The sequence below is a fragment of the Kitasatospora nipponensis genome, assembly GCF_039528135.1.
In the GTDB taxonomy this organism is placed as follows: Bacteria; Actinomycetota; Actinomycetes; order Streptomycetales; family Streptomycetaceae; genus Kitasatospora; species Kitasatospora nipponensis.
Genome location: NZ_BAAALF010000221.1, coordinates 1 through 10,135, shown reverse-complemented (window position 1 = coordinate 10,135; position 10,135 = coordinate 1). Strand labels below are relative to the sequence as shown.

Below are 10,135 nucleotides of genomic sequence, written 5' to 3'. Positions count from 1 at the left end.
GGCGCCCCCCCCCCCCCCCCGCCCCGCGGGAGCCGCGGGAGCCGCGGGAGCCGCGGGAGCCGCGGGAGGCTGAGCGCGGGTCAGGGCCCGGGGCGGTCACGGCAGGTGGTGGCCAGGGCCAGCAGGGCGAAGGCAGCCAGGGTCAGCACCGCCACCCGCACGCCGTCCGGGCCCGGGACCAGGTGCAGGGCCAGCGTGACGGCCGCCACCCCGATCGCGGTGCCCAGCCCGCGGGTCATGTTGACCATGCCCCCGCCGGTGCCGGCCGCCGCGGCCGGCACCGCCCGCATCACCAGCGTGTTGTTGGCCGGCACGAAGGTGCCCAGGGCCAGGCCGAGCAGCGCGAGCGGACCGGGCAGCAGCGCGGCCTGCCAGGGCAGCAGCGCCATCAGCAGCAGCGCGCCGACGCAGCCCGCCGCGCCGGCCCGGCTGCGCCGCACATCGCTCCAGCCCGGCGGCAGCAGGCGCTCGGCGCCGGTCGCGGCGATGGCGAAGCCGACCGGCAGCGCGGTCAGCACCAGGCCGGTGGCCAGTGTCGATCCGTCGGAGCCCGCCGGCCCGGCGAGGGCGACGGGCACCAGGACGAGCGGCCCGAACAGCACCAGGTAGCCGCAGAGTCCGGCGAGCAGGCCCGGGCCGATCCGCGCGGCGCGCAGCAGCCGCAGGTCGATCAGCGGGGCGGGGCAGCGGCGCTGGCGGCGCAGGAAGGCCCCGCCCGCGAGGCCGGCGGACACGGCGAGCAGGAGCGCCGTCCAGGGCGGCGGGCCCAGGCCCGAGACCACCGACAGCGCCAGCAGCCCGGCCGTGCTCGCGGCGGCGAGCAGGGCCACGCCGGGCACGTCGGTGCGGGCCGCGACCGCCCGGCCGCAGGTGCGCGGCAGCAGGTAGTGGCCGGCCACCAGCGCGAGGATCCCCACGGGGACGTTGACGCCGAACACCCAGCGCCAGCCGAGCGTGGCGACCAGCGCCCCACCGACCGTGGGCCCCAGGGCCAGGCCGATCGCCTGTCCGGCCGCCTGGACGCCCAGCGCGGCACGCATCCGGTGCGGGGGCGCGCTGGTGGCCACCAGCGCCACGCTGTTGGCCTGCATCAGCGCCGCGCCGACCGCCTGCACGACCCGGAAGGCCACCAGCGCGCCCAGCCCGGGGGCCAGCCCGCAGACGGCGGAGGCCGCGGTGAAGACGGCGAAGCCGTACAGGTAGAGCAGCTTGCGGCCGTGCACGTCGGAGAGCCGGCCGACCGGCACCAGCAGGGCCACCAGCGTCAGCAGGTAGGCCAGCGAGACCCATTCGACGCCGGCCGGCGAGGTGTGGAACTCCCCACCCAGCGAACGGTAGGTCAGGGTGACGATGCTGGCGTCGAGTTGGCCCATGAAGGCGCCGAAGCAGACCGTGGCCACCGCCAGTCGCCAGGCCCACGGACGCGAGCGGACCAGATCCGGGCGCGGGCGCTCGGTGGTCAGCAGCCGCCGCAGCCGGACCGCGCGGGTGGGCGCCGCCGGCGGCCCGATCCGTTCCGCAGGCACGACCATGCTGGGCTCCCCGGCTCGTCGGATCCTCGCGCCGTCGCACGGGCGCACCGGGGCTGCCCGGCGCCCCGCAGATTACATCGGTAAGCGACATATTCGGTAGCAGAGATGCTCTGCCCCAGATGAACTCTTGGCGCGACCGCAGGACACCCGGCGGACGCGACGGCACCGCGGACCGAGCGACGGCGCCCCGGACGCAAAAGAGACGGACGGGTGGGGCGCGTCCACCGCACCCCACCCGTCCGTCGTGCGGCGCCGAGGCGCCGCTCCCTGTGCCCCAGGCAGGATTCGAACCTGCGACACCAGCTTTAGGAGAGCTGTGCTCTATCCCCTGAGCTACTGGGGCCCGGCCCATGGCCGTGCTCGGGGAGGTGCGTACGCGCCCCCCGGGGCATGCGGCGGGATGACCGCATGACGGGTAACAGACTAGCGGATCGCACCAGCGGAGATCTCGACATTGCCACCCGCACCCGGCCGGCCGCCGACGGGGGCGGGACGCCCACGGGAGACGCCACGAGGCGCCACCGGCGGCGCCGTCCAGGCGTGCGACGGTTTCCAACGACAGGAACCAGGTTCCACCAGGAATCACCGCGCGGGCCGGCCCTCTCCGGACAGGGGCCGGTCACCCCTTGAGGACTCGCCCAGGTCACGGGCCGATATCAAGCAGAACCGATCACTGCACGAGCCTTGACGCGCACTGTCGGCAGGGATTGTCATGTGGCATTGCGTTTGAATGCGTCCGATTCTGATGGGTCGACGCATCCCCCACTGCCAACGCCCCGCCCACCCCTGCTCTGGAGCACCACATGTTCACTGCACGCCACCGGCGCCGTGCGGCCACCCCGGCCGGCCTGGCCCTCGTCCTGCTGCTCGGCCTGACGGCCTGTTCGAGCTCGGGAGGGTCCGGGGACGGGATCGCCAGGGTGAAGGGGCAGATCTCCATCGCCTACCTGCAGAAACAGGGGGACCAGGGGTACTTCGTCGACGAGGCCGCCGGCGCCAAGGCCAGAGCGGACCAACTGGGCGTCGACCTGCAGATGGTGGACCTGGGCAGCGACGCCCAGAAGGCGGTCAGCGAGGTCAAGGCGGCGGCCGCGCACAAGAACCAGGGCGTGATCATCGTGGTGCCGGACCCGGCGGTGGGACCGGAGCTGGTGCAGACCGCCAAGGACAACCGGATGGCGCTGCTCACCTCGGACGACCAGGTCTGCACGACCGGTCCGCTGCCGGGGGCCTGCGCCCACCAGAACCTGGTGGCGCGGGTCGGCTTCAGTGGCGAGCAGATGGGCACCGAGATCGGCAAGCGGGCCGCCCAGGAGTACCGGAAGACGGGGTGGAACCCCGCCGACACCAGGATCATCGCCTCCTGGGAGCAGGACGTCACCGTCTGCGGGGACCGGGTGAACGCGGCCGGTGAGGCATTCTTCGCCGCCAACGGGCAGTTGCACACGCTGGACATCGACTCGGACAACACCGTGGCCGGCGCGCAGAAGCAGGTGGCGCTGACCATCGCCGCCAACCCCACGGTCAAGCACTGGATCGTCTGGGGCTGCAACGACGAGAACGTCCAGGGCAGCCTGGACGCGCTGCAGGCCGCCGGGGTCAGCACCGACAACGTGATCGGGGTGGGCCTGGGCGCCTACCTGGCCTGCAAGGACTGGCGCGCCGGGCGGCCCACCGGCATGCGGGCCGCGCTCTACATCAGCGGGACCGACGTGGGCGCGCTCGCGGTGCAGACCATGGTCGACAAGCTGCGCGACGGCAAGGCCTTCCCCCCGGAGGCCTTCGCACCCACCACCATGGTGGACGCCGGCAGTTGGCAGTCCAGCGGGCTCAAGTGCAACTGAATTCGCCGAACGCCCGCGCGGCGCTTATCGGTTGTTGATCCGCTCGGGCTAGCGTCGGGGCATGAACGAGACGATCACGCCCCCGCCCGAGTGGTGCGAGGGCACTGACCTGGACAACTTCGTGCTGCTGCTGGACGGTTTGAAGCAGTCGCTGAAGGACGATCAGCAGGAGCCGTGAACCCGACCGGACACGCCGGGGCCCCCGCGTGCGGCAGGACGCCGCACCGGGGGCCCCGGCGCGGGCGGCCCGACGTGACGCCGGGCCGCCCGCGACGTGTTCAGGCCAGGTCGGCCAGCACCTCCCGGGCCACCCGCTCGCCCTGCTCGGCGCCACCGTTCATGAAGCCCTGGAAGTCCACCGAGGTGTGCTCGCCGCCGAGGTGGATGTTGCCCTGCCGGGTCGCCTCGTAACCGGCGTACCGGTGCAGGTAGTTGACCGGCCAGTACGAGTAGGCGCCCCAGGAGTACGGGTTGCGGTGCCAGGCCGAGAGCTGCGCCTTGCCGTTCCACTGGGCCCGGGTGCCGGGGTAGGCCTGGTCGACCTGGCCGAGCACCCGGCCCACCAGGTCCCGCACGTACGGGTCCTGCTGCGCGGTGTTGAACGGGCCCGACGGCGTCAGCGAGTGCGCCAGCGATCCGCCGCCGTACTGCAGCAGGATGCCCGAGGTACCGGCCTGCGGCTTGGTGGTGTCCCAGGTCTGCTGCAGCGGGAGGTCGCTGAACAGGTCACCGCCCGAGACCCCCGGCCACGGGCCGCGGCCCAGCCAGGTGCGCTGGTCGAACTGCATGTTGAGCTTGGTGCAGGAGCCCATCCGGGCATCGCGCAGCAGGTTGGTCATCCGGCCGTCGAAGCGGGCCCGGGAGAGGTCCAGGCGCTGCAGGACACCCAGCGGCACGGTGATGACGGTGTGGTCGGCGGTGACGGTCCTGGTGGTGCCGCCCACCGAGAAGGTCAGCGTCTGGGTGCCGTCGCTGTTGGCCCGCACGGCCAGCAGCTCGTGGCCCAGCCGGATGCTGCCGGCCGGCAGCGCGGCGGCTATCGCGTGCGGGACCTGGTCGTTGCCGCCGACCACGTGGAAGCGCTCGTCGCTCTCGCCCCAGAGGTTGAAGTGCTGCGGGTCGCTCTGGCCGCCGAGCTGCTGGACGATCGCCAGCGAGGACTGGACCGTGGTGTCGGCGCCGTACTCGACGTTGTACCCCACGTCCAGCCAGCGGCCCAGCTGGGAGTGCATCCCACCGGGCACCCGGGACTCGATCCACTGGCGGACCGTCATCGCGTCGAAGGCCCGGCCTGCGGCGCTGCTGGAGTCCCAGGAGACGTCACCGGCGGCCGCGCCGTCGGCCTGCAGGCGGCGCCAGACCGGGGCGAAGTCCAGGTCGGCCTGCTCGCGCGGGTAGTAGCGGCCGTCGAACCAGAGCACCTCGCGGGCACCGGCCGGCCCGGCGGCGGCGAAGTCCACCAGCGGCAGGCCGAAGCGCTTGCAGAGCGCGAGCAGCGTGACGTGGTCGGTGTCGATCAGCTCGCCGCCGACCTCGCTGGTCTGGCCGTTGTCCCAGTAACTGGTCTGGGAGTACATCCGGCCGCCGATCCGGTCCGGGTTGGCCTCGTAGATCGTGCTCCGCACGCCGGCGTCGGCCAGCGTCAGGGCCGCGTTGAGACCGGCGATGCCGGCTCCGACGATCACCACCCGGGCGTCCTTGCCCAGCTGGGGACGGGCCGCGCCGGCCGGTGCCGCCGCCGCCCGGCCGGTGCCGGCCGTCAGGCCCGCGCCGAGCGCCGCCACGCCGACCCCGGACAGTGCCGCGGCGCGCAGCAGCTCGCGCCGGCCCAGGGCGCCCGGTTCGGCGGCGGCGTCCGCGCGCAGCTCGCGCAGCTCGCCGGGGGCCAGCCGCAGCCGGTCGGCCGCGGCGTGCTCGGCGGCCATCTTGCGCAGCGCGTGTAGGGGGTTGGTGCGGGGCATGTGAGGTCCTCTCGGAGGGGTGGTGAGGGTCGCGGAGCGTGGGGGTGGAGGTACCGAAGGGGGGTGTGGGGGTGTAGGGGTGTGGGGTTCAGGGCCGGCCGGCGGGGACCGGCTCGACGGCAGGGCGCTCGGCGGCGTCCTCGAGGATGATCCGGCCCATCCGGGCGTACCGCTCCGGCCGGCGGTTCTTCATGTAGAGCGCCAGCGCGATGCCGCCCAGGAAGGTGCCGATCACCAGGTACGGGATCAGCTTGAAGAGCAGCGTGGAGGCGGCCGGTCCGGCCGCGGTGTCCATGTTCTTCACCAGCAGCACCACCACGCAGGCCATCGAGACCCCGCCGAGCAGTGGCGCGGTCAGGGTGCGGAACCAGTGCTTGGTCTCCGGGTGCTTGCCCTGCTTGTGGAAGTAGCCGATCACCGCGAAGGAGCAGAGCGTCTGGACGATCAGGATCGCCATCGTGCCGAGCAGCGCGAGCAGCGAGTAGAGGTGCACGTAGGGGTCCAGGCCGGCGGCCAGGAACGCCACCACCAGCGCGATGGCGATCACCGACTGGACGGCCGAGGCGACGTACGGCGAGCCGTGCCGCGGGTGGGTGCGGCCCAGCGCCGGGTGGATGAAGCCCTCGCGGCCGATCGCGTAGAGGTAGCGGGCGGCGCACTGGTGGAAGGCCATCGCACAGGCGAACGAGCCGGTCACCACCAGCCACTGGAAGACCTTGACCGCCCAGGCGCCGAAGTGCGCGCCCAGCGGGTCGAAGAAGAGGTTGTTGCCGTCCTTGCCGGGCACCAGGCCGTTCGCGATGTGGATCGCGTTCTCCACCCCGTTGCCGGAGATGATCATCCAGGAGACGAAGACGTAGAAGACGCCGACGCCGACCACCGAGATCAGGGTGGCCCGCGGGACCACCCGCTTGGGGTCGCGGGACTCCTCGCCGTACATCGCGGTGGACTCGAAGCCGACCCACGACCAGAAGGCGAAGAAGAGGCCCAGGCCCGCGGCCGCCGTTCCGGAGCCGCCGACCCCCTTGAAGGCGTTCAGCGGGTTGATCGCCGCCATCGGGATGCCGTCCGGGCCACCACCGCTGAGCGCCACCGCGACCGAGGCCGCGCCCAGCACCGCGATCTCCAGCACCAGCGCGACCCCCAGCACCCGGGCGGTGAGGTGGATGTCGAAGAAGGCCATCACCGCGATCACCAGCAGCCCGAAGAGCGCGTACCAGCCCCAGGCCAGCGTCACCCCCAGCTGGGAGGCGACCAGGCCGCGCAGCGAGTAGGCGAAGAAGCCGATGATCGACGCCTCGAAGACGATGTAGGCGAGCACCGCTAGCAGGCCCGAGGCCATCCCCATCACCCGGCCCAGGCCGTGCGAGATGAAGCCGTAGAAGGCGCCGGCGGCCGTGATGTGCCGGGCCATCGCGACGTAGCCGACCGAGAAGACCGTCAGCACCAGGGTGGCGAAGATGTAGGCGGCCGGCGCTCCGATGCCGTTGCCCTGGCCCACGATGATCGGCAGGTTTCCGGTCATCGCGGTGATCGGGGCCGCGGTCGCGATCGCCATGAAGACGACGCCCACCAGGCCGACCGAGTTGGCCTTCAGCCGGTTGACCTCGCCCCCGGTGCCGTCCGCTCCGGTCTCTTCTGACATGCGTGCTCCCTCGCTCCGTGGTGACCCGCCGCGGTGGTTCCCGTGCCGATGGATCGTCAGCATCCGGGTCCGGTCACCACCGCCGCAAGCAACAACTAGTCAGGGATCCGCCCTGCTGGACTGACGGAGTGTTCAGGTCGCGCCGGGTGCGTCCGTGGTGGAAACCGGGCGGAAACCGGCCCGGAATCCAGGCGGCGGACCGGAGGGCGGGCGGGCGCCGGAAGGGACCCGGCGCCGGGGCGTCCAGCCCGTGGACGCCGCTTCGGACCGCCGGGGACCCGCCGGGGCCGGAGCCGGGGCGGGTCCACAGGGGCCGTGAGGTGCCTGGCTAACGGCCTCGCGCCACGGGTCGCTACCATCGGCACTGGTGGTGCCCCGTACCAGATTCCCCGGCGGGCGGCCCGTCCCCCCTGGACGGAGCTCCGATCACCGAAGACGACGCGACGTTGTGTCCAGGGTGGACACGGCGCAACCCGAAAGGCTCGTACGTGACTGCGCCCCAGGAGCACTCCTTCGCCGACCTCGGCAAGGTGCTGGTCATCATTCCGACCTACAACGAGGCCGAGAACGTCGAACGGATCACCTCCCGGGTCCGGGCTGCCGTCCCCGAGGTGCACATCCTGGTCGCCGACGACAACAGCCCCGACGGCACCGGCGAGATGGCCGACAAGATCGCCGAGCGGGACGAGCAGGTCCACGTCCTGCACCGCAAGGGCAAGGAGGGCCTCGGCGCGGCGTACCTGGCCGGCTTCCGCTGGGGCATCGACAACGGGTACTCCGTCCTGGTCGAGATGGACGCCGACGGCTCGCACCAGCCCGAGGAGCTCTACCGCCTGCTGACCGCGCTGCGCGGCGCCGACCTGGTGATGGGCTCGCGCTGGGTGCCCGGCGGCAAGGTCGTGAACTGGCCCAAGTCCCGTCTGATCCTCTCCCGCGGCGGCTCGACCTACTCGCGTCTGATGCTCGGCGTCCCGATGAAGGACGTCACCGGCGGGTACCGCGCCTTCCGCAAGGAGACCCTGCTGGGCCTGGGCATGGACGAGGTCGCCTCGGCCGGCTACTGCTTCCAGGTCGACCTGGCCTGGCGCACGGTCAAGGCCGGCTTCAAGGTCGCCGAGGTGCCGATCACCTTCGTCGAGCGCGAGCACGGCGCCTCCAAGATGAGCCGCAACATCGTCGTCGAGGCGCTGTGGCGGGTCACCGTCTGGGGCCTGCAGTCCCGCTTCGCCAAGCTCACCGGCAAGGGCCGGGCGAAGTAGGCGACGCACCCGATCCGCTCCGAAGGGCCCGTACGTCGCCGTACGGGCCCTTCGGCGTTCCCGCGGCGGGTGCCGGCGGCGGGCGCGGATGCGGGGTGCGGAGCGCCGGGTGATCCTGTGATCACCGGACGGCGGCGCTGGAAGGAGCGGGTGTGGGGCGGTGGTCCAGGGCCCGCGCGCGGGTCGACGAGCTCTCCGGCACCGCCAGGGCCCTGCCCGAGGTGATCCCGCTGATCGGGCGGGCCCTGCGGCAGCTGATCCGGGTGAACGTCCTGGACTGCGCGAGCCGGCTGGCCGCGCAGACGTTCCTCAGCGCGCTGCCGGCGCTCTTCGTGGTCGCCGTCTTCGCCCCCGCCTCGATCCGCAACGGCCTGCTCAGCTCGCTGCGCGAGCAGCTGGGGCTGCAGGGCGCCACGGCCGACCAGGTGCAGCAGGTCATGGCGAACCCGCACGACGACGAGTCGCACGGCTTCGGCGTGCTCGGGGCGCTGATCACGATCCTGTCGGCCACCGCGCTGAGCCGCGCCATGCAGCGGGTCTGCGAGCGCTGCTGGGAGCTGCCGCGCTCCCCCACCCGGCTGGCGGCCTGGCGCTGGCTGGCCTGGGTGGTGATCTGGCTGACCGTGCTGGCCCTGCAGGCACCGCTGCGCAAGGGGTTCGGCCTGGGCTGGTGGCTCGGGCTGCCGCTGACCATGGTGGTCGGCACCCTGCTCTGGTGGTGGACCCAGCACCTGCTGCTCGGCGGCCGGGTGCGCTGGCTGCCCCTGCTGCCGGGCGCGCTGCTCTGCGGGGCGGCGATGACCGGGGTCGGGGTCGCCTCCCAGGTCTACCTGCCGCACGCGATGGCGCGCAGCGTCGCGCAGTTCGGCCCCTACGGGGTCTTCTTCACCTTTCTGTCCTGGCTGATCGTGCTCTTCACCGCGGTGACCTTCGCGATCGCGCTGGGCCGGGTGATGTCCGAGGAGGAGCCGCTGGCCCAGTTGCTGGGGCCCGAGCCGGCGCTCCGGCCCCGCCCCGCCGCCAAGGGTGGCAAGCGCTCCAAGGGTGGCAGGGGCGGTGGGGCGGGCGACGGCGACGGCGACGGCGGCGGCGGCGGGAAGACAGAAGGCCCCGCCGACCGGAGCGGCGGGGCCGACCAGGACGGCGGGGCGGATCAGGAGGGCGGGGCGGCCGGCGGCTGAGGGCCGGTCAGAGCAGTCGGGTGAGGCGGGAGAGGATCGACGGCGGCGCGAGGTCGTGCTGCAGCACCACCGGGACCTGCACCTGGGTGGCGCCCTCGCCCGCGGTCAGGATGCCGACCTGGGTGCCGGCCTTGGCCGCGTGCGCGATGCCGACCGGTCCCGGGGTGAGCGTCAGGGTGGTGGAGATCCCCTGCCAGCCGGCCACCGTGACGTCCTTGGTCGCCACCACCGGCACCCGGCCGCCGAGGCCGTCGTCCACGTAGCCGACCACGTCGCCCTGCTTGGCCAGGGTCTGACCGGTCAGACCGTTCTGGCCGGCCGTGATGATCTTCGCGCTGACGGTCTGCGCCGCCTTGAGGATGTTGTCCGTGGTGGTGGCCGGCTGGCCCAGGGTGACCCCGAGCAGCAGCTGCTGGGTCCCGCCGACGGTCTTGGTGGCCGCCCACATCAGGCAGCTGCCGGCCGGCGTGCTGGAGCCGGTCTTGGTGCCGATGACCCCGGTCTTCGGGTTGAGCAGCGCGTTGGTGTTGAAGATCTTGGTGCCGTTGATGGTGCTGTCCGGCTCGGCCACGATCTGCTGGAAGATCGGGTTGCGTGCCACCTGCTCGGCCAGCTTGAGCTGGTCCTTCGCGGTGCTCTTGGTGTCGGCGCTGTAGCCGGCCGCGTCCGCGTAGGTGGTGTTCGCCATGCCGAAGGCGGCGGCCTGGTCGTTC

The 10,135-nt window shown here is 72.8% G+C and carries 6 protein-coding genes, 1 tRNA gene and 1 pseudogene; 3 read left to right on the top strand and 5 right to left on the bottom strand.

Annotated features, from left to right (window positions below):
* Positions 1-80: 80 nt before the first annotated feature.
* Both ABD323_RS35530 and ABD323_RS35525 read right to left on the bottom strand, forming a co-directional pair.
* Positions 81-1,532: an MFS transporter gene (locus ABD323_RS35530; protein ID WP_344446217.1), complete on the bottom strand. Its 1,452-nt coding sequence runs from the start codon at positions 1,530-1,532 to the stop codon at positions 81-83.
* Positions 1,533-1,802: 270 nt separating this feature from the next.
* Positions 1,803-1,875: transfer RNA gene (locus tag ABD323_RS35525), tRNA-Arg, on the bottom strand.
* A 460-nt stretch (positions 1,876-2,335) separates the two neighbouring features.
* On the opposite strand from ABD323_RS35525, the gene ABD323_RS35520 reads away from it, so the two are divergent.
* Complete coding sequence (locus ABD323_RS35520) at positions 2,336-3,376, top strand: substrate-binding domain-containing protein (RefSeq protein WP_344446215.1); 1,041 nt, start codon at positions 2,336-2,338, stop codon at positions 3,374-3,376.
* A 278-nt stretch (positions 3,377-3,654) separates the two neighbouring features.
* Here ABD323_RS35520 and ABD323_RS35515 read toward each other — a convergent pair whose 3' ends face one another.
* Together ABD323_RS35515 and ABD323_RS35510 are read right to left on the bottom strand one after the other, a co-directional pair.
* Positions 3,655-5,337, bottom strand: coding sequence for a flavin monoamine oxidase family protein (locus ABD323_RS35515; protein WP_344446214.1), 1,683 nt, complete (start codon positions 5,335-5,337; stop codon positions 3,655-3,657).
* An 88-nt stretch (positions 5,338-5,425) separates the two neighbouring features.
* On the bottom strand, positions 5,426-6,982 hold the full coding sequence (locus ABD323_RS35510) for an APC family permease (RefSeq protein WP_344446213.1): 1,557 nt from the start codon (positions 6,980-6,982) through the stop codon (positions 5,426-5,428).
* A 488-nt stretch (positions 6,983-7,470) separates the two neighbouring features.
* Here ABD323_RS35510 and ABD323_RS35505 point away from each other — a divergent pair, with 488 nt between their 5' ends.
* Both ABD323_RS35505 and ABD323_RS35500 read left to right on the top strand, forming a co-directional pair.
* On the top strand, positions 7,471-8,241 hold the full coding sequence (locus ABD323_RS35505) for a polyprenol monophosphomannose synthase (RefSeq protein ID WP_344446212.1): 771 nt from the start codon (positions 7,471-7,473) through the stop codon (positions 8,239-8,241).
* Between the two features lie 152 nt (positions 8,242-8,393).
* A complete protein-coding gene (locus ABD323_RS35500) occupies positions 8,394-9,422 on the top strand; it encodes a YhjD/YihY/BrkB family envelope integrity protein (RefSeq protein WP_344446211.1) in 1,029 nt (342 codons plus the stop codon).
* A 7-nt stretch (positions 9,423-9,429) separates the two neighbouring features.
* Here ABD323_RS35500 and ABD323_RS35495 read toward each other — a convergent pair.
* A pseudogene (locus tag ABD323_RS35495) lies at positions 9,430-10,135 on the bottom strand (D-alanyl-D-alanine carboxypeptidase); the annotation flags it as partial.

Excerpts from the sequence above, each read along its gene's own strand:
- ABD323_RS35520 (WP_344446215.1), top strand. The coding sequence starts at position 2,336 with ATGTTCACTGCACGCCACCGGCGCCGTGCGGCCACCCCGGCCGGCCTG.
- ABD323_RS35515 (WP_344446214.1), bottom strand. The coding sequence starts at position 5,337 with ATGCCCCGCACCAACCCCCTACACGCGCTGCGCAAGATGGCCGCCGAG.
- ABD323_RS35530 (WP_344446217.1), bottom strand. The coding sequence starts at position 1,532 with ATGGTCGTGCCTGCGGAACGGATCGGGCCGCCGGCGGCGCCCACCCGC.
- ABD323_RS35510 (WP_344446213.1), bottom strand. The coding sequence starts at position 6,982 with ATGTCAGAAGAGACCGGAGCGGACGGCACCGGGGGCGAGGTCAACCGG.